Annotated in this window: 20 protein-coding genes and 1 pseudogene; 10 read left to right on the forward strand and 11 right to left on the reverse strand. The window is 64.2% G+C overall.

Annotated features, from left to right (window positions below; translation table 11 throughout):
* Nucleotides 1–21: 21 nt before the first annotated feature.
* The 5 genes from hisH to coaA all read left to right on the forward strand — a co-directional run bounded on the left by hisH (nucleotide 22) and on the right by coaA (nucleotide 3774).
* Nucleotides 22–672 carry an imidazole glycerol phosphate synthase subunit HisH gene (hisH, locus tag VGP39_RS10730; protein WP_327568097.1) on the forward strand — a complete coding sequence of 217 codons (651 nt, stop codon included), beginning with the start codon at nucleotides 22–24 and terminating at the stop codon, nucleotides 670–672.
* Nucleotides 673–874: 202 nt separating this feature from the next.
* On the forward strand, nucleotides 875–1615 hold the full coding sequence (gene hisA / locus VGP39_RS10735; protein WP_327568080.1) for a 1-(5-phosphoribosyl)-5-[(5-phosphoribosylamino)methylideneamino]imidazole-4-carboxamide isomerase: 741 nt from the start codon (nucleotides 875–877) through the stop codon (nucleotides 1613–1615).
* 9 nt (nucleotides 1616–1624) lie between these two features.
* Nucleotides 1625–2395, forward strand: coding sequence for an imidazole glycerol phosphate synthase subunit HisF (gene hisF / locus VGP39_RS10740; protein ID WP_327568081.1), 771 nt, complete (start codon nucleotides 1625–1627; stop codon nucleotides 2393–2395).
* Between the two features lie 75 nt (nucleotides 2396–2470).
* On the forward strand, nucleotides 2471–2794 hold the full coding sequence (locus VGP39_RS10745; RefSeq protein WP_327568082.1) for a phosphoribosyl-ATP diphosphatase: 324 nt from the start codon (nucleotides 2471–2473) through the stop codon (nucleotides 2792–2794).
* Between the two features lie 23 nt (nucleotides 2795–2817).
* Nucleotides 2818–3774: a type I pantothenate kinase gene (gene coaA / locus VGP39_RS10750; protein WP_327568083.1), complete on the forward strand. Its 957-nt coding sequence runs from the start codon at nucleotides 2818–2820 to the stop codon at nucleotides 3772–3774.
* Between the two features lie 13 nt (nucleotides 3775–3787).
* Here coaA and VGP39_RS10755 read toward each other — a convergent pair whose 3' ends face one another.
* The 3 genes from VGP39_RS10755 to VGP39_RS10765 form a co-directional block, all read right to left on the reverse strand.
* Nucleotides 3788–6049, reverse strand: a complete 2262-nt coding sequence (locus VGP39_RS10755; RefSeq protein ID WP_327568098.1) for an ATP-binding protein — start codon at nucleotides 6047–6049, stop codon at nucleotides 3788–3790.
* Between the two features lie 180 nt (nucleotides 6050–6229).
* Complete coding sequence (locus VGP39_RS10760) at nucleotides 6230–6691, reverse strand: hypothetical protein (protein WP_327568084.1); 462 nt, start codon at nucleotides 6689–6691, stop codon at nucleotides 6230–6232.
* Nucleotides 6692–6807: 116 nt separating this feature from the next.
* Nucleotides 6808–8346, reverse strand: coding sequence for a YifB family Mg chelatase-like AAA ATPase (locus VGP39_RS10765; protein WP_327568085.1), 1539 nt, complete (start codon nucleotides 8344–8346; stop codon nucleotides 6808–6810).
* Between the two features lie 534 nt (nucleotides 8347–8880).
* Between VGP39_RS10765 and VGP39_RS10770 the strand changes: the two genes are divergently transcribed.
* Together VGP39_RS10770 and VGP39_RS10775 are read left to right on the forward strand one after the other, a co-directional pair.
* The gene (locus tag VGP39_RS10770; protein WP_327568086.1) at nucleotides 8881–9093 is read left to right on the forward strand and encodes a hypothetical protein; all 213 of its coding nucleotides are present in this window, start codon (nucleotides 8881–8883) and stop codon (nucleotides 9091–9093) included.
* 19 nt (nucleotides 9094–9112) lie between these two features.
* On the forward strand, nucleotides 9113–9301 hold the full coding sequence (locus VGP39_RS10775) for a hypothetical protein (RefSeq protein ID WP_327568087.1): 189 nt from the start codon (nucleotides 9113–9115) through the stop codon (nucleotides 9299–9301).
* A gap of 169 nt (nucleotides 9302–9470) precedes the next feature.
* On the opposite strand, the gene gshB is transcribed toward VGP39_RS10775, so the two are convergent.
* The 3 genes from gshB to rsmI are packed head-to-tail and all read right to left on the reverse strand — an operon-like array spanning nucleotide 9471 to nucleotide 11800.
* Nucleotides 9471–10412, reverse strand: a complete 942-nt coding sequence (gene gshB, locus VGP39_RS10780; protein ID WP_327568088.1) for a glutathione synthase — start codon at nucleotides 10410–10412, stop codon at nucleotides 9471–9473.
* Between the two features lie 28 nt (nucleotides 10413–10440).
* The gene (locus VGP39_RS10785) at nucleotides 10441–10854 is read right to left on the reverse strand and encodes a YraN family protein (RefSeq protein ID WP_327568089.1); all 414 of its coding nucleotides are present in this window, start codon (nucleotides 10852–10854) and stop codon (nucleotides 10441–10443) included.
* Complete coding sequence (rsmI, locus tag VGP39_RS10790) at nucleotides 10841–11800, reverse strand: 16S rRNA (cytidine(1402)-2'-O)-methyltransferase (RefSeq protein WP_327568090.1); 960 nt, start codon at nucleotides 11798–11800, stop codon at nucleotides 10841–10843. The genes VGP39_RS10785 and rsmI overlap by 14 nt, the downstream gene beginning before the upstream one ends.
* Nucleotides 11801–12010: 210 nt before the next feature.
* On the opposite strand from rsmI, the gene VGP39_RS10795 reads away from it, so the two are divergent.
* On the forward strand, nucleotides 12011–13222 hold the full coding sequence (locus tag VGP39_RS10795) for a penicillin-binding protein activator (RefSeq protein ID WP_327568099.1): 1212 nt from the start codon (nucleotides 12011–12013) through the stop codon (nucleotides 13220–13222).
* Nucleotides 13223–13319: 97 nt separating this feature from the next.
* Here the strand turns inward: VGP39_RS10795 and hemW are convergent, their stop codons facing one another.
* The 3 genes from hemW to rph form a co-directional block, all read right to left on the reverse strand.
* Complete coding sequence (gene hemW / locus VGP39_RS10800) at nucleotides 13320–14480, reverse strand: radical SAM family heme chaperone HemW (RefSeq protein WP_327568091.1); 1161 nt, start codon at nucleotides 14478–14480, stop codon at nucleotides 13320–13322.
* Nucleotides 14467–15108 (reverse strand): RdgB/HAM1 family non-canonical purine NTP pyrophosphatase, encoded by a 642-nt coding sequence (rdgB, locus tag VGP39_RS10805; protein WP_327568092.1) that lies wholly within the window; start codon nucleotides 15106–15108, stop codon nucleotides 14467–14469. The genes hemW and rdgB overlap by 14 nt, the downstream gene beginning before the upstream one ends.
* Before the next feature lie 120 nt (nucleotides 15109–15228).
* Nucleotides 15229–15942: a ribonuclease PH gene (rph, locus tag VGP39_RS10810; RefSeq protein WP_327568093.1), complete on the reverse strand. Its 714-nt coding sequence runs from the start codon at nucleotides 15940–15942 to the stop codon at nucleotides 15229–15231.
* Nucleotides 15943–16099: 157 nt separating this feature from the next.
* Here rph and hrcA point away from each other — a divergent pair, with 157 nt between their 5' ends.
* A complete protein-coding gene (gene hrcA / locus VGP39_RS10815; protein WP_327568094.1) occupies nucleotides 16100–17188 on the forward strand; it encodes a heat-inducible transcriptional repressor HrcA in 1089 nt (362 codons plus the stop codon).
* Nucleotides 17189–17297: 109 nt separating this feature from the next.
* A complete protein-coding gene (gene grpE, locus VGP39_RS10820) occupies nucleotides 17298–17891 on the forward strand; it encodes a nucleotide exchange factor GrpE (RefSeq protein ID WP_327568095.1) in 594 nt (197 codons plus the stop codon).
* 204 nt (nucleotides 17892–18095) lie between these two features.
* On the opposite strand, the gene pncA is transcribed toward grpE, so the two are convergent.
* Nucleotides 18096–18812, reverse strand: coding sequence for a bifunctional nicotinamidase/pyrazinamidase (gene pncA, locus VGP39_RS10825; RefSeq protein WP_327568096.1), 717 nt, complete (start codon nucleotides 18810–18812; stop codon nucleotides 18096–18098).
* A gap of 68 nt (nucleotides 18813–18880) precedes the next feature.
* A pseudogene (locus tag VGP39_RS10830) lies at nucleotides 18881–19449 on the reverse strand (hypothetical protein); the annotation flags it as partial.

The following is a 19449-nucleotide window of genomic DNA, read 5'->3' on the forward strand; positions in this document are numbered from 1 at the left end:
TCCGCAACCGGGAGCGTCGCGTTGAGCGTTGCCATCATCGATTACGGCTCCGGCAACCTGCACTCCGCCGCAAAAGCGTTCGAGCGCGCGGCGCGGAGCATGGAGAATCCGGAAAAGATCGTGGTCACGCGTGACCCCGAAGTGGTGTTCCGCGCCGATCGCGTGGTGCTGCCCGGCGTCGGCGCCTTCGCCGATTGCCGCAAGGGCCTGGACGCACTCGACGGCATGGTCGAGGCGATGACCGAAGCCGTACGCGACAAGGCGCGGCCGTTCTTCGGCATCTGCGTCGGCATGCAGCTGATGGCGACGCGCGGCAAGGAGCACGTCACCACGAACGGACTCAACTGGATCGCCGGCGATGTCGAGAAGATTACGCCGCGCGAGGAAAACCTGAAAATTCCGCACATGGGCTGGAACACGCTCGACATTGTCCGCGAGCATCCGGTGCTTGAGCGCTTGCCGCTGGGACCGAAGGGCCGCCACGCCTATTTCGTCCACTCCTATCATCTGAACGCGGCCAACGAAGCGGACGTGCTGGCGCGCGCCGATTACGGTGGGCCGCTGACGGCCATCGTCGGCAAGGACACCGCGATCGGCACCCAGTTTCACCCGGAAAAGAGCCAGCGCTTCGGGCTGGCCTTGATTTCGAATTTCCTGAAGTGGAAGCCGTGATGGGTGCTTGCTCGTCGTCCCCGCGAAGGCGGGGACCCATAACCACCGGCGATTATGTTTCGCCGGGGCTTTGGCTCCATCTTCCATTTGAGAATCCTCGGCGTATGGGTCCCCGCCTTCGCGGGGACGACGCTGTGTGTATTGCACCGTCACCCGGGTCCCTTGCTTTCTATGCGGGCAGAGTGGGAGCAAGCTTGCTCTTATGATCCTGTTTCCCGCCATCGACCTGAAAAACGGTCACTGCGTGCGCCTCGAACAGGGCGACATGGCGCGTGCGACGGTGTTCAATCTGGATCCCGCCGCGCAGGCACGCGCCTTCGCGGCGCAGGGTTTTGAATATTTGCATGTGGTCGATCTCGACGGCGCCTTCGCCGGCAAACCGATGAATGCGGTTGCCGTGGAAGCCATGCTCAAGACCGTCACCATGCCGGTGCAACTCGGCGGCGGCATCCGCGATCTGAACACCATTGAGGCCTGGCTCGCCAAAGGCATTGCGCGCGTGATCATCGGCACCGCGGCGGTGCGTGACCCCGCGCTGGTGAAGGATGCCGCCAAGAAATTTCCCGGCCGCGTTGCCGTCGGTCTCGATGCGCGTGACGGCAAGGTCGCGGTCGAAGGCTGGGCGGAAACCTCAGAGGTCGCCGCCCTTGAGATCGCCCGCCGCTTCGAGGACGCCGGCGTCGCCGCGATCATCTTCACCGACATTGCGCGCGATGGCCTGCTGAAAGGCCTCAACCTCGATGCCACGATCGAGCTTGCCGAAAGCATCTCGATCCCGGTGATCGCGTCGGGTGGCTTTGCTTCGATCGAAGACGTAAAAGCGTTGCTTTCGTCGCGCGCGAAAAAACTCGCCGGCGCCATCGCCGGCCGCGCGCTTTACGATGGCCGGCTCGATCCGGCCGCGGCACTGGCGCTGATCCGAAACGCGCGGGCGGCGGCTTAAGGGAACTCCATGTTCAAAGTTCGCGTCATTCCCTGTCTCGATGTGAAGGACGGCCGCGTCGTCAAGGGCGTCAAATTCGCCGATCTGCGCGATGCCGGTGATCCCGTGGAAGCCGCGATGGCCTATGACACCGCCGGCGCGGATGAACTTTGCTTTCTCGATATCACGGCTTCCCACGAAAATCGCGGCACCATGCTGGACGTGGTCCGGCGCACGGCAGAGGTCTGTTTCATGCCGCTGACCGTCGGCGGCGGCGTCCGCACCGTCGACGATATCCGCACGCTGCTGCGATCCGGCGCGGACAAGGTCTCGATCAACAGCGCGGCGGTTGCGAACCGCGAATTCGTCAGGCAAGCCGCGGAGAAATTCGGCGGCCAGTGCATCGTGGTGGCCATCGACGCCAAGCGGGTCAGGCGCGGTGGCGAGCGCTGGGAAATCTTCACCCATGGCGGACGAAATGCCACCGGAATCGATGCCGTCGAATACGCCAAGGAGGTCGTCTCGCTCGGCGCCGGCGAAATCCTGCTTACCTCCATGGACCGGGACGGTACGCGTCGGGGCTTTGACATTCCGCTAACCCAAGCCGTGGCCGATAGTATCCCGGTACCGGTGATTGCGTCCGGCGGGGTCGGCAATCTCGACCACATGGTCGCCGGCATCCGCGAGGGTCACGCCACGGCGGTGCTTGCTTCCTCGATCTTCCACTTCGGCGAATTTACCATTCGCGAGGCCAAGGACCATATGGTCCGCACCGGCTTGCCGATGCGGCTCGATCCCTGACGACTCATTGTGAGAGAAGTGCTAAATCCACGGATGAGCGGGCTCCGTTCGATGACCGCGTCTGAGTTCAGTTGTATGTCGCGTTTCACCATCCATGACCTCGCCGCCACCATTGATGCCCGCGCGGCGTCGGGAGGAGAGGCGTCCTATACGCGCAAGCTGCTGGACAAGGGGCCGGAGCATTGCGCCAAGAAGCTCGGCGAAGAAGCGGTGGAAACCGTCATCGCCGCGGTGGAGAACGACCGCGATAATCTGATTGCCGAAAGCGCCGATCTGCTGTTCCACCTGCTTGTGCTGTTGAAATCGCGTGGCGTAACGCTTGAGGATGTGGAAGCGGCTTTGGCACAACGCACGACGATGTCGGGATTGGACGAAAAAGCCGCGCGCAAGCGCGACTAGACCGGAAGCGTAGGGGCATTTTCATGGACATGCGATCGGAGCTGGTACAGTACAATCCCTACAGAATATTCTCGCGCGCTCAGTGGGCGAAGTTGCGCGACGATATGCCGATGACGCTGCATGCAAACGAGATCGCGGCGCTGCGCTCGATGCATGATCGCCTCGATCTGAGGGAAGTAGAAGACATCTATCTGCCGCTGTCGCGCCTGTTGTCGATCTATGTCGACGCGACACAACGGCTGTATTTCGCGCAGCGGCGGTTTCTCGGCATCGAAGACCGCAAGATGCCCTATATCATCGGCGTCGCCGGATCGGTGGCGGTGGGCAAATCGACCACCGCGCGCGTGCTGCAGGCGTTGCTGGCGCGATGGTCGCCGCGCCCGAAGGTCGATCTCGTCACCACCGACGGCTTTCTGTTTCCCAACGCCGTGCTGGAGCGGCAAGGCCTGATGCAGAAAAAGGGTTTCCCCGAAAGCTATGATCTGCCGACCCTGTTGGGGTTCTTAAGCGACATCAAGGCGGGGCGGCGGCCGGTGCGCGCGCCGGTCTATTCGCACTTGGCCGCCGATATCATTCCCAACGAATGGATAGAGGTCGACCGGCCGGACATTTTGATTGTCGAAGGCGTCAATGTTCTGCAAACCGGCCGGCTGCCGCGCGACGGCAAGGCCGTTCCCGTGGTTTCGGATTTTTTCGACTTTTCCGTTTACATCGATGCCGAGGAGCCGGTGCTGCGCGAGTGGTACGTCCGGCGGTTCCTGACGCTACGGGACACGGCGTTCCTCGATCCGCGGTCCTATTTCCATCGTTACGCGCTTTTGTCGGATGAGGAAGCCGCCGCGACCGCGCTGGCGATCTGGGAGCGCACCAATCGTGCCAATCTCGAGGACAACATCCTGCCGACCCGGCCGCGCGCGACGCTGATCCTCAAGAAGGGCGCCGATCACGTGGTTGAAACGGTGGCGTTGCGGCGGCTGTAAATTGCCGGCGAGATCAGGCGGCGATATGCCGTGACGTCACCAGCCCCGCCAGCGCATCGGCCAGTTTCTCGCGATCCAGCGGCTTGACCAGAAAACCGTCCATCCCGGCTTCGAAGCAGGCATAGCGATCTTCCACCAGGGTGTTTGCGGTCAGCGCAAGAATCGGCGTGCGGCGTACCCGCTGCCCCGCTTCGCGCGCGCGGATTTTCTTGGTGGTTTCGATTCCGTCGAGTTTGGGCATCTGGATATCCATCAGCACCAGGTCGTAGGGCGCGCCGGCGGATTCGGCTGACAGCCACGACTCCAGCGCTTCCTCGCCATTGGTCGTGATGACGGCGTGATGGCCGAGCCGGCTCAGCAGCGAGCGCATCAGCAACGCGTTAATCTCGTTGTCTTCGGCCACAAGAATGGACAGGCGCTGGGCCGGCGGCGGCGCCGGCGTTTCGGGCTCGTCGAGCAGTTCCTGATCGAACAGCGCGTCGCCGGCAAGTTCCGGCGCCGGCAGTTCGGGCGGCAGCGTCAGGCGGGCCGCCAGCGACGCCGCGCGCAGCGGCTTGACCAGATAACCCGTGAAGGCGCTGGCCGCGGAAAGTTGCAGCTCATGCCGGCTCGCAGGCGTGAACATGACGATGCGTTGCGTGGTATGGCGGCGCGCCGCCTCGCCCAGCGACTCGACTTCGCCAGCGCCGAAGGCGCGGTCGACCAGGATGGCGTGCCAAGCCCGCTCCGGCAGCAAGGCCTGCGCCACGGCAACATCGGAAACGGTGCAGGTCTGGCCGCCCCAGCGTTCCAGCCGGCGCGCAACCAGCGATGCCTCGATGGTCTGCGGCGCGACCAGCATGATCGACTGGCCCGCCAGATCCGGCGCCGAAAAGGCATTGCGCTGGCCGTCATGGCCGGAGGCTGCAAGCGGGATGGAAACCTCGAATGTCGAGCCGACACCGGGTCTGCTTTCCAGCGTGATGCGCCCTCCCATACGCTTGACGATGCGCTCGCTGATGCTGAGGCCAAGGCCGGTGCCGCCGTAATTACGCGCGGTGCGCTCATCCGCCTGCTCGAACTCGGCAAAGATCCGCGTCTGCGCCTCCGGGGCAATGCCGATGCCGGTGTCGCGCACCAGGAAGCTGACTTCATTCGGGCTTGGTCCGGGTTCGGCGATCAACGCAACGCCGCCGGTCGAGGTAAACTTGATGGCGTTGCCGGCGAGGTTGAGCAGCACCTGCCGAAGCCGCGCGGCATCTCCAATGACTTCCATCGGCAGCCGCTCGTCGATATAGGCCGCGATCTCGATGGTCTTCGCCTGGGCTCGGGGCGCCAGCAGCTCGGTGATGTCCTCGATCAGGGCGGCCAGCGCGAACGGCCGCTGTTCGAGGTCGATCTTGCCGGCTTCGATCTTGGAATAGTCCAGCAGCTCCTCGATCAGCGACAGCAGTGCGTCGCCTGAGGTTTTGACGGCCCTGACATAGGTGGTCTGCTCGGGCGTCAAGGCGGTGTCGAGCAGCAGTCCGCTCATGCCGATGATGCCGTTCAGCGGGGTGCGGATCTCATGGGATGCCATCGCGAGGAATCGCGACTTGGCCCGGTTGGCCGCGTCGGCGTGGTCGCGGGCCTCGCCAAGCACGCGCTCGGTCTCGGCGCGGCCGGTGACGTCGCGGCCGACGAATTGCATCTCCGCCGGTTGACCTGCGTCGGTCCGGACCAGGCCCTCGCGCCAGGCGATCCATCGCGGTCCCAGCGCGGTGGCGATCTTCTGGTCATGAATCCGGGTACCGCTCGACTCCAGAGCGGAGTGCCCTTGTTCGAGAACCTCAAGCATGAAACGGCTGCCGATCAGCGTCTCGCGCGAGCGCCGCGCCAACGTGCAATAGGCATCGTTGACGAAGGTGATGCGGCCGTCGGCATCGCGCAGGACGATCAGGTCGCCCTGGGATTCGAACAGGCTGCGGGCGCGCTCCTCGGCTTCCTTCAGCTCCCAGTTGCGGTCGGCCAGCGCTTCGTTGTGCAGGGCAACCTTGCGAAGCCGCTTGCGCATCCAGCGCAGCCGGATGCTCAGTGTCGCCAGCGCAACGCATGCCAGCGCGAACAGAAAGCTGGCACCGATGGCGAAGGCGTGTGGATCGTAGCCGGAGTCCTGCGACCTGCTTCCGGCAATGAATCCGTATGCGCCGCCGAAGGCAGCGGAGAAGATCACGACCGAGCGTATCGCAAAGCTTGCCCAGGGATGACGGCGCGCGAAGCGGCGTATTCGCGTTCTGATCCGGAAAACCCGCCCCATCACTGACCACTCCGAGAATTTCTTACCGCACCGCGGCCTGTTCGCGGGCGCGTTTTTGTGCCGCTCGAAAGCTCATCGTGTGCCGGCGCGAAGGATGCGTCGACGACGTTTCGAAGTGCTTGAGGCCGTACGGCGTCACACCGCCCGATGAGAACAGGGTTAACGGAACGTTAGTCGCCGTCAGAGCGATGCGGCGGCCATTCGGGCTCGCCCGCCATTGGCGCCGACGACGAGGGCTGCGGCCTCACGCAGCGAAAACGTTTTCGACCTCACAAAAATCCGGTAGTCGGCCCCGCCATCGGTCGAGAGGTAGATGATCGGTGCGGATGCGGAAGGGTAGGCCGAGATCGCGACAAATCGGGGAGCGCCTCCGCAGGCGTTCGCATCAGTGCTGTCTGCGCCATCGACCATCACGAAATCGGCGGTCTCGGCGCTCTCGACGATCTGCACCCGCACCGTCGCGGTCGCCGGAACCTCGGTGAATGCGACCTGCAGGTCGGCATGCCAGGGCGCCTCTGCAATCTGCAGCGAGGACCCGCCGGCCTCGATGCAGGGCTTTGGGCCGGGCAACAATTCGCTGTGGGCGAACAGGCCGGCAAGGACAAGCGGAACGGCCGAGGCCAGAATCCCGAAACGCAACATGATACGACACTCGCTCAACTCGGGCCCGCGAACGCCGGGCTTATGGTTGGCAGAGTGTAAAGAAGACTAGTTACCGCCGGGTTGACGGGCGGGGCATTTGCGGACGCAGCCGCGGGTCAGGCGGCGCGCCGGAGATCTTCCGCAAGCGCCCGGTACGACAGCGCCTCGGCCAAATGCAGCCGGCCGATTTTATCGGCGCCGTCGAGATCGGCCAGCGTGCGGGCGACGCGCAGCACGCGATGATAGCCCCGCGCCGACAATCGCATGGTTTCGGCGGCGTCGCGCAACAGTTTGAGGCCATTGGAGTCGGGCTGCGCGACGGCCTCCAGCACCGCCGCCGGGGCTTCCGCATTGGTGCGGATGCCGGGCAGGCCGGCCGCGGCATAGCGCGCCAGCTGAAGGTCGCGCGCCGCGGCGACGCGTCCGGCCACTTCCGCCGATCCTTCCGCCGGCGGCGGCAGGATCAGGTCGGCGGCGGTCACCGCCGGCACTTCGATGCGCAAATCGATGCGATCCATCATCGGCCCCGAGATGCGCGCCTGGTAATCGGCGGTGCAGCGGTCGATGCGGCCGCGCTTGCAGGCATAGCCGGGCTCGTAGGCGTGGCCGCAACGGCAGGGGTTCATCGCCGCGACCAGCATGAAGCGCGCCGGATAGGTGACGCGATGGTTGGCGCGGGATACCGCGACCTCGCCGTTTTCCATCGGCTGGCGCAGCGAATCCAGCACCCGCGGATCGAATTCCGGCAACTCGTCGAGAAACAGCACGCCCTGATGCGCCAGCGAGATTTCCCCGGGCCTTGCCCGCATGCCGCCGCCGGTCAGCGCCGCCATGCTGGCGGAATGATGCGGGCTGCGGAACGGACGCCGCGCGGTCAGCGCGCCGCCCTCGATCTCGCCCGCCACCGAGGCGATCATCGACACTTCGAGCAGTTCGGCCGGCGACAGCGGCGGCAGGATCGAGGGCAGCCGCGCCGCCAGCATCGACTTGCCGGCGCCGGGCGAGCCGATCATAAGCAAATGATGCCCGCCGGCTGCCGCGATCTCCAGCGCGCGCTTGGCGCTTTCCTGGCCCTTGATGTCGCGCAGGTCGAGCATCGCCTGCTCGCGTTCATGGACTTTTGGTTGCGGCCGGGAGAGCACTTGCGTGCCTTTAAAATGGTTGGCGATCTGGATCAGCGAATTGGCCGCGACGATCTGGATATCCGGACTGGCCCACGCCGCCTCCGCGCCGCAGGCGGCGGGGCAGATCAGGCCTTCGTCGCGCGAATTGGCGCCGATCGCCGCCGGCAGCACCCCCGCCACCGGCGCGATCGATCCGTCGAGACCGAGCTCGCCGAGCACCGTAAAACCGCTCAGCGCGTCCGGCGGAATAGCCCCGATCGCCGCCATTAGCCCGAGGGCGATCGGCAGGTCATAATGGCTGCCTTCCTTGGGGACATCGGCGGGCGCGAGGTTGACCGTGATTCGCCGCGCCGGCAGCGCCAGCCCCGAGGCGATCAGCGCCGAACGGACCCGCTCCCGGGCCTCCGACACCGCCTTGTCGGGCAATCCGACGATGGCGAACGCCGGCAGGCCCGGCGCGATCTGCACCTGCACGTCGACGGCGCGGGCTTCGATGCCCTCAAAGGCTACGGTGGAAACGCGCTGAACCATGAACGCCCCTTATTCACAACGGAGGGTAGCGTAAAGGTCGCGTTCTAACAAGAACATTTAGGGAACAACTGGAAGCTGAAGTCGCGCGGAATTCGCGCCTTCGCCTCGATCGCGTTGAAAGACTATAAATCCAGATTTTTCGCCCTTGGAAAAAATGCAAGACCCTGCATATGTTACGGATGTTACGTAAAATCGGAGATTTCCTGTGGGTGCGTCAGTGAACGCCTCCGATGTTCAGAAGAATTTCGGCGTCTGGCACGATAAAGCTTTGCAGGAGCCGGTACAGATTACGAAGTACGGACGCGAGACGGTCTATCTCATCTCGGCCGACACCTCCATGAACTCTGGCGGTCCTATCAGCAGGCCAAGTCGACCGCCGAACTGACCGACGAGGAAATGGCGCAGATCCGCGCGGCGAGAACGCCAGCGGAGCACGACTACGACTACAAAGAAGACCCCGAGCCCACAGCAGAGCCGGGCATGGGTCGCTGAGGCGCAACGCCCGTGTAGATTCCTCCGAAGCCAGAGCCGGGCATGGTTCTGAGCTATTCCTATCTCTGGAATAAAGAGCACATCAAGGGTGAAACGGAAGGACGCAAAGATCGTCCCTCCGTCGTCGTTCTGGTCATCAATCGGACGCCCGGCGACGTAGCCTATGTCGTGCCGACCTCGACATCGAATCCGAACGACGGCGATCCCTGGACGATCGAAATCCCACAGTCGAAAGAACCGCCTGAAGCTGGATGAACGCCGATCCTGGATCAACGTGACCGAGTTCAATATCTTCGCCTGGACGGGATATCATCTGCGCCCGACCAAGCTCATTCCGGGCACACCGAAGCCCGAGCAGGAGACATGCCTTTACGGCTACCTGCCCAACGCGTTTCTTGAAAAGGTTACGGCACTAGCCGACGAATATCGCCGAACCCATCGACCGAAACTCATCCCGCGGTGAACAAAACCGCCATCACGTCGAGGTGGATTGGTCGAACGGCCATTATAGTGGCCGTATAGTGGCCGTGACAAACGCGGCCACTTTGTAGACGGGGGTTAGACTCGTCTGCATCCCTCTCCGAATTTTGTAGGCGTCGGAGATCAGAAAATCGCAAGCGGAACCCGCGCGTTTATTCCCGCTTCTTCTCGATCGCATCCCAGATTTTCCCGGCGACGTCCGGTCCGCCCAGCCGGGCGATGGCGCGGATGCCGGTCGGCGAGGTCACGTTGATTTCGGTGAGATTGCCGTCGATAACGTCGATGCCGACGAACAATAGCCCGCGCGCTCGCAAGGCGGGGCCGAGCCGCGCGCAGATTTCGCGCTCGCGGTCCGTCAGCTCCGTCGCATTCGCAGCACCCCCGCGGACCATGTTGGAGCGCAGGTCGTCGGGGGCCGGCACGCGGTTGACGGCGCCGGCGAACTCGCCGTCGACCAGGATGATGCGCTTGTCGCCGTGTTTGACCTCGGGGAGGAAGCGCTGGATCACCCATGGCTCGCGGAACGTCACCGAGAACATGTCGTAGAGCGATCCGAAATTCATGTCCTGCGGCAGGATGCGGAACACCGCGGCGCCGCCATGGCCGTGCAGCGGCTTCATCACCACGGCACCATGCTCGGCGCGGAACGAATTGATCTCGTCGAGGTCGCGCGAGATCAGCGTCGGCGGCATCAGGTCCGGAAACTCCATCACGAATATTTTTTCCGGCGCGTTGCGGACGCTGGCGGGGTTGTTGACCACCAGGGTTTTCGGGTGAATGCGTTCCAGGAAATGCGTCGAGGTGATGTAGGCAAGATCGAACGGCGGGTCCTGCCGCAGTAGAACAACATCGAACGATGCAAGGGATACGCGCTGCGCTTCGCCCAGGGTAAAATGATCGCCGTTCTGGTCGCGAACGCTGAGCACGTGCACCGGCGCGACCAGCTCGTTGCCCCGCAGCGAAAGCTTGTCCGGGGTGTAATAGGAAATCGCGTGGCCGCGCTGTTGCGCTTCCAGCAGCAGGGCAAAAGTCGAATCGCCGCGGATGTTGATGCGCGCGATAGGGTCCATCTGGACGGCGACGTTCAATTTCATGGGGGACGGTCCGGTTTAAGTCGATGAATCAGGTGCTGGCGTCGAAGGCGGCCAACAGATGGCGCGGCAAACGTTTCGGTGCAATCAGCATGACATCGAAACGCATTTCGAATTCGGCATGTTCCGGATGCGTCATCAGCCAGGCCTGGACAGCGTCGATGATGCGGCGCTGATTGCGCGGCGTCACCGCATAGGCGGCGTCATCGAGCGTGGCGCGGGCCTTGACCTCGACAAAGGCCAGCAAATTGCGCCGCCGCGCCACGATGTCGATCTCTCCATACGGAGTGCGAAACCGCTTGGCCAGGATGCGATAGCCCTTGGCCATCAGATAGGCCGCGGCGCGGGCTTCGGCGGATATTCCGGTGCGGAAGGCGGCGACGCGCTCCGGCGCCGCGAGTTTCGGCGGCGCCGGGGGAGGCGAGATGTCGTCAGTCTTCGCCATCGCCATCCCTTGCGTGGTCTTGCCTGGCAAGCTGAAGCGCGCGGGCATACACCTCGCGGCGCGGCCGGCCGGACACCTCGACGGCATGGGCGACCGCATCCTTGACGCTGTCGCGCTTCAGCGCCGATCGCAGCACGTCGTCAAGATCGTGCTGCGCCATGATTTGAGCACTCGCGGCGGGAGGACCGATCACCAGCACAAATTCGCCGCGCGTCTCCAGCGCGCCGGCCGATTTCGCCAGCTCCGGCAATGGCGCACGCCGGACCTCTTCGTGCAGCTTTGTCAGTTCGCGGCAGACCGCCCCCTCGCGCGTGCCCATGATGTCCGCAAGATCGCGCAAGGTATCCTCGATGCGGTTGCCGGATTCGAACAGCACCAGCGTCGCATCGATCCGTGCCAGCTCAGTGAGCCGTGCGCGGCGCGCGGTTTCCTTGGGCGGCAAAAAACCTTCGAAGAAAAACCGGTCGGTCGGCAGCGCGGCCACCGCGAGCGCCGCCAGCACCGAAGATGGTCCCGGCAGCGCGATCACCTGATGACCGGCGGCGCAGGCCTCGCGCACCAGCTTGAACCCGGGATCGGAAATCAGCGGCGTGCCGGCATCGGAGACCAGCGCGATGGACGCGCCCTGCGCCAGCCGCTCGAGGATTTTCGGACGCGCCAAAGCGGCGTTATGTTCATGATAGGGTTTTAGCAGCGCCGAGATGCCGTAACGTTCGGTCAGCCGGCGGGTGATGCGGGTATCTTCGCAGGCGATGATATCGACGCCCGCCAGCGTCTCCAGCGCGCGCAGGGTGATGTCGCCGAGATTGCCGATCGGCGTCGACACCAGATGAAGACCCGGGACCGCTTTTGCGGCGGTCAGCAGATGTCCGGCCACGGCGAAAGTGAGGCTTGCGGGCTCGCTAAGATCCTCGGACATGTTTGTGGAAGCGGGTTTTGCGCGCATAATGCCAATCTAGAGGGGACCGGGGGTTGGCGCCACACGTGTGCCAGGCTCCCGGACCCGCAAATTCCACCGGCGGCAGCGGTTTGCGGGCTCCGGATGAACATAAACCTTTTGTTTTGGTTAACTATTCGTCGACAATATGCCTTAAATCCACCTCCCAAGGTGGAGAAGTCCGGACCGGCCAGGAGTCGGTCGATGGAAAAGATCAAGATGGCGGGCCCGCTCAATCCCAAATCTGGACCTCCGGGAGCAACCCGGCGGACGGCGGTTGGGCTGATTCTCGGCGCACCCTTGCTCGGGGCCTGCTCGAGCGTCCAGCAGAGCCTCAGCTCGTTTTCGAATCCCTTCAGTTCGTCAGAGCCCGGGCCGGCGGGCCCGCAGCAACAGCCGCTTGCGGTCGGCAGCGGCCAGGTCAAGGTCGGCTTGATCCTGCCGCTGTCGGCGCCCGGCAACGCCGGCGTCGCGGCGCAGTCCATGAAGAATGCCGCCGAGATGGCGCTGGCGGAATTCCAGAACCCCAACATCCAGCTGCTGATCAAGGACGACGCCGGCAATCCGCAGGGCGCGCAGCAGGGCACCCAGCAAGCGCTCGACGAGGGCGCCGAGATCATTCTCGGGCCGCTGTTCGCGGTGTCGGTTCCGGCCGCGGCGCAATTGACGCGCGCGCGCGGCGTGTCGATGATCGCCTTCTCGACCGATTCGAGCGTCGCCGGCCGCGGCGTCTTTCTGTTGAGCTTTCTGCCGGAATCCGACGTCAACCGCATCATCGAATATTCCGCTAGCACGGGAAAGCGATCTTACGCGGCATTGCTGCCCGAAAACGCCTACGGCAACGTGGTGGAGGCTTCGTTCAAGCAGGTGGTGGGCCGCAGGGGCGGCCGCATCGTCGCGTTCGAAAAATACGGCGCCGATCGTGCCGGTGCTGCCCGGACCGTGGCGCAGGCGCTGGGCCAGGCCGACGCGCTGTTTGTCGCCGACGATGGCGATGCGGTGGTAGGGATGGCCGACGCGTTGACGGCGGCCGGCGCGAATTTGAGAAACATCCAGCTGCTCGGCACCGGTCTTTGGGACAATCCGCGCGTGTTCGCCAGCCCCGCATTGCAGGGCGGCCTCTACGCCGCGCCGGATCCGGCCGGCTTCCGCAGTTTTTCCGGCCGCTACCGCGCGAAATTCGGCGCCGACCCGGTGCGCACCGCGACGCTGGCCTATGACGCGGTGGCGTTGGTCGCGGCGCTGGCGCGGACGCAGGGCGGCCAGCGCTTCTCGCCGGAAGTGCTGACCAATCCGTCCGGCTTTGCCGGCATCGACGGCCTGTTCCGATTCCGCGCCGACGGCACCAACGAACGCGGCCTTGCGGTGATGCGGGTCGCATCGGGCGGCAGCACGCCCGTCGCAGGCTCGCCCAAGAGTTTTGGCGCTTAGATAACCGTCATTGCCGGGCTTGACCCGGCAATCCATCCTCTTCGAAAGATTCTGAAGAATGATGGATACGCGGGTCAAGCCCGCGTATGACGGAATGTTACGCGGCGAGATCGGCCACCACCGCATCGAGCACCGGAAATCCGGCCTGCGTCACGCGCAGCCGTCCGCCGGCGTCGACGACGATGGCGCCTTCTTCACGCAACACGGCGATGCGGCCGGGGTCGAGCGGCCGGCCGGCCAGCTCCCGATAGCGCTGCGGGTCGATGCCTTCGGCAAGACGCAAGCCCATCAGCAGAAATTCGTCGGCGCGTTCCTCGCTGTTGAGCAGGTCGTCGGTCGTCACGCCGTGGCCCGAGGCCTCGACGCGCATCAGCCACGTCTCGGGACGCTTTTCGGTCGCGATCGCGTGCCTGACGCCGTCGATATCGAGGCGGCCATGCGCGCCGGGACCGATGCCGGCATATTCCTGGCCGCGCCAGTAGACGAGGTTGTGCTTGCACTCCGCGCCAACGCGCGCGTGATTGGAAATCTCGTAGGACGGCAGGCCTTGCTGCGCGCAGACTTCCTGCGTCACGTCATAGAGCGCGCGCGCCGTCGCTTCATCCGGCGTCTTCAATTTGCCCGCGGCATGCAGGCCGAAGAACGGCGTCTCCGGTTCGATGGTGAGCTGATAGAGCGATAGATGTTCGGCCGCTTCCGAGATCGCTATCTTCAATTCCTCGGCCCACATCTGCGGGGTTTGGCCTGGACGGGCGTAAATCAGGTCGAACGAATATCGCTCGAAGGCCGTACGCGCGATCGCGACCGCGTCGAGCGCTTCCTGCGCGGTATGCAGGCGTCCCAGCGCCTTCAGCGACGCATCGTCCAGCGCCTGCACGCCGAGCGATACGCGATTGACACCAGCGCTGCGAAAACCGCGAAAGCGCGTGGCCTCGACGCTGGTGGGGTTGGCTTCCAGCGTGACCTCTACGTCGTCAGCGACGCGCCAATGCCTGCCGATCGCATCCAGAATGGCGCCGACCGTGCGCGGCTGCATCAGCGATGGCGTACCGCCGCCGAGAAAGATCGACGACACCTCGCGGCCGGGGGCGCGCGCCGCGGTGCTCTCGATCTCGCGGGCAAAGGCCCGCGCAAAGCGTTCCTCGTCTACGGCTGCGTGGCGCACATGGCTGTTGAAATCGCAATACGGGCATTTCGACAGGCAGAACGGCCAGTGCACATAGACGCCGAAGGCAGCCGAGCTATCAGCGTTGGTCAAGGCAGATCTCCGCCAGTTTCGCAAACGCGCGGGCGCGATGCGACAGCCCCAATCCAAGCGGCGGCAGACCGTGCTTCTCGATGCTGGTCATTTCGCCGAATGTGCGCGAATGCCCGTCCGGCAGGAATGCCGGGTCGTAACCGAATCCGGCCGTGCCGCGCGGCGGCCACACCAGCGTGCCGTCGACGCGCGCCTCGACCTCTTCAAGATGATCGTCCGGCCATGCAACGCACAACGCGGATACGAAATGCGCCGTGCGCCAGTCAGGCGTGGTCGCGCCGCGTTCCTGCAGCAGGCGTTCCACCCGGGTCATCGCCGCCATGAAATCCTTGTTTTCGCCGGCCCAGCGCGCCGAATAGATGCCGGGGGCGCCGTCCAGCGCATCGACCACCAAACCGGAATCGTCGGCAAACGCCGGCAGTTTTGCGACGCGAGCGGCGGCAAGCGCCTTGATCTGCGCGTTGGCGCGAAATGTCTTGCCGGTCTCTTCGGGCTCGGCAAGACCAAGTTCGCCCGCCGACACCGCTTCGACGCCATGCGGCGCCAGCAGTTCGCGCATCTCGACGAGCTTGCCGGGATTGTGGGTCGCGATCACGAGCTTGCCGGTGATTCGACGATGTTCAGTCATGAATTCAAATTACCCGTCATGGCCGGGCTTGTCCCGGCCATCCACGTCTTTCTTGTTGTCTCTGCTGAAGGGCAGACGTGGATGCCCGGCACAGGGCCGGGCATGACGGCGGCTGGTGAATCACGCCACCGCCATTTTTTGCAGGTCCACCAGCCGCGCGACGCCCTTGCGCGCCAATGCCATCAGCGCCAGAAATTCGTCTTGCGAGAACGGCGTTTTTTCCGCCGTGCCCTGGACCTCGATGATGCGCCCGTCGCCGGTCATCACGAAATTGGCGTCGGTATCGGCCTCCGAATCCTCCGCATAGTCGAGATCGAGCACCGGCGTTCCGTTATAGATGCCGCACGAAATTGCCGCGACGTTGTCGCGCAGCACATTGCCTTTGACCATGTTGCGGGTCTTCATCCAGCCGATGCAATCGGCCAGCGCGACCCAGGCGCCGGTGATCGACGCGGTGCGGGTGCCGCCATCGGCCTGCAGCACGTCGCAATCCACCGTGATCTGGCGTTCGCCCAGCGCTTCGAGATCGAGGGTCGCACGCAAGGAACGGCCGATCAGGCGCTGGATTTCGACCGTGCGGCCGTTCTGCTTGCCGGCGGAGGCTTCGCGGCGGGTGCGCTCCAGCGTGGCGCGGGGCAGCATGCCGTATTCGGCCGTGACCCAGCCGCGGCCCTGGCCCTTGAGCCATGGCGGCAGCCGCTCCTCCAAGGTGGCCGTCACCAGCACGTGGGTGTCGCCGAATTTAACCATGCAGGAGCCTTCGGCATATTTGACCACGCCGCGTTCCAGCGACACGGCGCGCAGTTCATCCGGCGCACGGCGGCTTGGCCGCATGGGAAATCCTCCGATAAATCCAGGAAAAAGGCAGGTCTCGCGGTGCTTTTAGGGGCGGGCAGCGGCAGCGGCAAGGGCCAGCGAAGCCGATCGACGTAATGCTGCTTGTATCTGACCGTAGAGATGGACAGATTGGGACCAGTTGGAAGGAATGCCAGTGGCTCACCACGATCCGATCGGCCTGATCGCGCCGAATGCCGGGCTCGCCCAGCTCAACGAGCGCTCCCGGGATATTTTTCGTCAAATCGTCGAGAGTTATCTCGCCACCGGCGAACCCGTCGGCTCGCGCAACATTTCGCGGCTGATCACCGTGCCGCTCTCGCCGGCCTCGGTCCGCAACGTGATGTCGGACCTTGAGCAACTCGGCCTGATCTACGCGCCGCATACCTCGGCCGGGCGGTTGCCGACCGAGTTGGGTTTGCGGTTTTTCGTCGATGCCTTGATGCAGGTCGGCGATCTCACCGAGCCGGAGCGGCAATCGATCCAGACCCAGCTTGCTTCCGTCGGCAAAGCGCAATCGGTCGAAGCGGCGCTCGGCGAGGCCCTGACGCGGCTGTCCGGGCTCACTCGGGCGGCGGCGGTGGTGCTCACCGCGAAAGCCAATGTGCGGCTGAAGCACATCGAGTTCGTCAGGCTGGAGCCGGAGCGCGCGCTTGTGGTGCTGGTGGCCGAGGACGGGCAGGTCGAGAATCGCGTACTGACGTTGCCGCCGGGCGTTCCGATATCGGCGTTGACCGAAGCGTCGAATTTTCTCAATGCACGGATTCGCGGACGAACGCTGGCGGAAGCCCGGCTCGAGCTTGAGACCGCATTGACGCAAAACCGCGCCGAGCTCGATCAGCTCACGCAGAAGGTCATCGCGGCGGGGATCGCAAGCTGGTCCGGAGGTGAAAACGACGACCGGCAGCTGATCGTGCGCGGTCACGCCAACCTGCTGGAGGATTTACATGCGCTCGAGGATCTCGAGCGGGTGCGGCTGTTGTTTGACGATCTCGAGACCAAGCGCGGCGTGATCGACCTGCTCGGCCGCGCGGAACGCGCCGACGGCGTGCGGATTTTCATCGGATCGGAGAACAAGCTGTTTTCGCTATCGGGTTCCTCCACCATCATCGCCCCCTACAGCGACGGCGCGGGGCATATCGTCGGCGTCCTCGGCGTCATCGGGCCGACCCGGCTCAACTATGCGCGGGTGATTCCGATGGTGGATTACGCCGCCCGCATCGTCAGCCAGATGCTGGGTGGATGATCCCGGTGGTTTCATACGCTTGTTGCGCTTGATTTTTGGCGCCTAAAGCACGATATCCCGCCCAGCAACCCCCATGCGATCCAAGACGATTTTCGAGAAGGCAGTGTCAATGGCCGACCCCGACGGGCAGAACGACAATCCGGCGAAACCGGCGCAGGACGCCGAGCCGGTGGTCTCCAGGCCCTACATCATGCCCGACGATCCGGAAGAAGGCTCAGTCGAGGCGCTAGCCAAGGAAGCCGCGGACGCGCGCGACAAGATGCTGCGCACGCTGGCGGAAATGGAAAACCTGCGCAAGCGCACCGCGCGCGAGGTCGCCGACGCCCGGACCTACGGCATTTCCGGATTCGCGCGTGACGTGCTCGATATCGCCGACAATCTGCAGCGCGCGCTCGATGCGGTCCCGGCTGAAGCGAGGGCTGCGGCGGACCCGGGATTGAAGGCGCTGATTGAGGGCGTCGAACTCACCGAGCGCTCGCTGCTCAACGCACTGGAGAAGAACGGGGTCAGGAAGTTCGATCCGGCCGGCGAGAAGTTCGACCCCAACGTCCATCAGGCGATGTACGAAGTACCCGATCCGTCGGTGCCTGCCGGTACCATCGCGCAGGTCATTCAATCGGGTTACATGATCGGCGAGCGCATATTGCGCCCCGCGCTGGTCGCTGTTGCAAAGGGCGGTGCGAAAGCGGCCGCCTCCGAATAGCTAGTTTAGCGCACGACGTTCATGTCACCCTCCCCTGGAGGGGGAGGGTCGACGCGCGTGCAAGGCGCGGCGGGGTGGGGTGAAAGTGTCTCCTCGCGAACGGTGCCCAAGTTGGAGGCTGTCACCCCACCCCGTCAAGCATCTGGCGATGCTCGCCGACCCTCCCCCTTCATGGGAGGGTAAGGATCGCTTCAACCTAATTCATCACACCGCGATGTCGGCCGACTGGATGCGCTTGACGCCGGCTTTTGCCATATCGGCCCAGGCTTTGGCGAGCGAGCCCTGGGTGTCGATGCCGCGGCAGGCGTCTTCAATCACATAGGTTTCAAACCCGGCCTTGCGCGCGTCCAGCGCCGTCCATGCGACACAGAAATCGGTCGCGAGTCCGGCCACGAACAGGCGTTTCAGCTTGCGGGCCTTGAGATAGCCCGCCAGTCCCGTCGTGGTCTTGCCGTCGGCCTCGGTGAAGGCGGAATAGCTGTCGACTTCCTTGTGGTGGCCCTTTCGGATGATGAGCCCGGCCTGCGGGATCGAAAGGTCTTTCGAAAGAGCGGCGCCATCGGTTCCCTGCACGCAGTGGTCCGGCCACAAGACCTGCTTGCCGTATTTGAGGTCGATGGTTTCGAACGGCTTCTTGCCGCCATGGCTGGAGGCGAATGAAACATGGCCGGCCGTGTGCCAGTCCTGGGTCATCACGACATTGGCGAAGCCTTTTGCTATTCTGTTGATCACGGGGATGACCTGATCGCCGTCCCTCACGGCAAGACTTCCGCCCGGCAGGAAACAGTTTTGCACGTCGATGACCAGAAGCGCCGAGGCGTCGTCGATGCTGATTTTGCCGGCCGCTCCAGCCGCTCCGGGCAGGAGGCCGGCAGCGAAGATCGCTCCCACCCTTGCAAAAACTTCCCGTCGATCCAGCATCGCCAAATCTCCCTTAAGAAAAAGCCCAGCAAATCAGGTCACGGCGGCAGCGTAAAGCAGTCGCAAATCTAGCGCGGCTGAATTCCATCGCGTACCGCACGGAAGCGCGGGAACGCCTTGGACCAGTCGTCGCGCGGCGTGCTGGCGATGATTCGCAGCGCCTGATTGCCGTTGCCAAACCGCAGCCATTGCACGACCGTGACCGGTGTATTCGCTTTGCCGCTGGTGGCCTCGACGCGGGTTTCATATCCCGGCGAGCCGCCCATGCGAAGCGGCTCCGACATCGTGATACGTCCGTCGCGCAAGCCGGGAATCTGACCCGCGGCCTGCTGGGCGAACCGGCCGCGATCTTCCGGTTGCGTCGGCGCGGAGGCGATGGTGCCGATCACCATGTAGGACGACGCCTCGATCCCGGTCTCCTCGTCGCCGTCGGCGAGCAGGATGGCGGCGCCCGGCGCCAGCGTGCGGACGTTTTTGAAGCCGCCGAGTTCGGTGGTCTTGAACGGCAACAGTCCGAGCTGCTCCTCGACCGGTACTTCCTTGCGTACCACGGCCGTCGCAAACATCTGCCGCACGGCATCGTCGGTATAGATCTTGGTTGCGTTTTCCGGCACCTGCATTGCGATGTATCCGGAGA

This window comes from Bradyrhizobium sp., from assembly GCF_036009065.1.
Lineage (GTDB): Bacteria > Pseudomonadota > Alphaproteobacteria > Rhizobiales > Xanthobacteraceae > Bradyrhizobium.

Bases quoted from the DNA above. Each gene is read 5' to 3' on its own strand.
- hisA (WP_327568080.1), top strand. From the start codon at position 875: ATGATCCTGTTTCCCGCCATCGACCTGAAAAACGGTCACTGCGTGCGC.
- hisF (WP_327568081.1), top strand. From the start codon at position 1,625: ATGTTCAAAGTTCGCGTCATTCCCTGTCTCGATGTGAAGGACGGCCGC.
- VGP39_RS10745 (WP_327568082.1), top strand. From the start codon at position 2,471: ATGTCGCGTTTCACCATCCATGACCTCGCCGCCACCATTGATGCCCGC.
- coaA (WP_327568083.1), top strand. From the start codon at position 2,818: ATGGACATGCGATCGGAGCTGGTACAGTACAATCCCTACAGAATATTC.
- VGP39_RS10755 (WP_327568098.1), bottom strand. From the start codon at position 6,049: ATGGGGCGGGTTTTCCGGATCAGAACGCGAATACGCCGCTTCGCGCGC.
- VGP39_RS10760 (WP_327568084.1), bottom strand. From the start codon at position 6,691: ATGTTGCGTTTCGGGATTCTGGCCTCGGCCGTTCCGCTTGTCCTTGCC.
- VGP39_RS10765 (WP_327568085.1), bottom strand. From the start codon at position 8,346: ATGGTTCAGCGCGTTTCCACCGTAGCCTTTGAGGGCATCGAAGCCCGC.
- VGP39_RS10770 (WP_327568086.1), top strand. From the start codon at position 8,881: ATGGTTCTGAGCTATTCCTATCTCTGGAATAAAGAGCACATCAAGGGT.
- gshB (WP_327568088.1), bottom strand. From the start codon at position 10,412: ATGAAATTGAACGTCGCCGTCCAGATGGACCCTATCGCGCGCATCAAC.
- VGP39_RS10785 (WP_327568089.1), bottom strand. From the start codon at position 10,854: ATGGCGAAGACTGACGACATCTCGCCTCCCCCGGCGCCGCCGAAACTC.
- rsmI (WP_327568090.1), bottom strand. From the start codon at position 11,800: ATGCGCGCAAAACCCGCTTCCACAAACATGTCCGAGGATCTTAGCGAG.
- VGP39_RS10795 (WP_327568099.1), top strand. From the start codon at position 12,011: ATGGCGGGCCCGCTCAATCCCAAATCTGGACCTCCGGGAGCAACCCGG.
- rdgB (WP_327568092.1), bottom strand. From the start codon at position 15,108: ATGACTGAACATCGTCGAATCACCGGCAAGCTCGTGATCGCGACCCAC.
- rph (WP_327568093.1), bottom strand. From the start codon at position 15,942: ATGCGGCCAAGCCGCCGTGCGCCGGATGAACTGCGCGCCGTGTCGCTG.
- grpE (WP_327568095.1), top strand. From the start codon at position 17,298: ATGGCCGACCCCGACGGGCAGAACGACAATCCGGCGAAACCGGCGCAG.
- pncA (WP_327568096.1), bottom strand. From the start codon at position 18,812: ATGCTGGATCGACGGGAAGTTTTTGCAAGGGTGGGAGCGATCTTCGCT.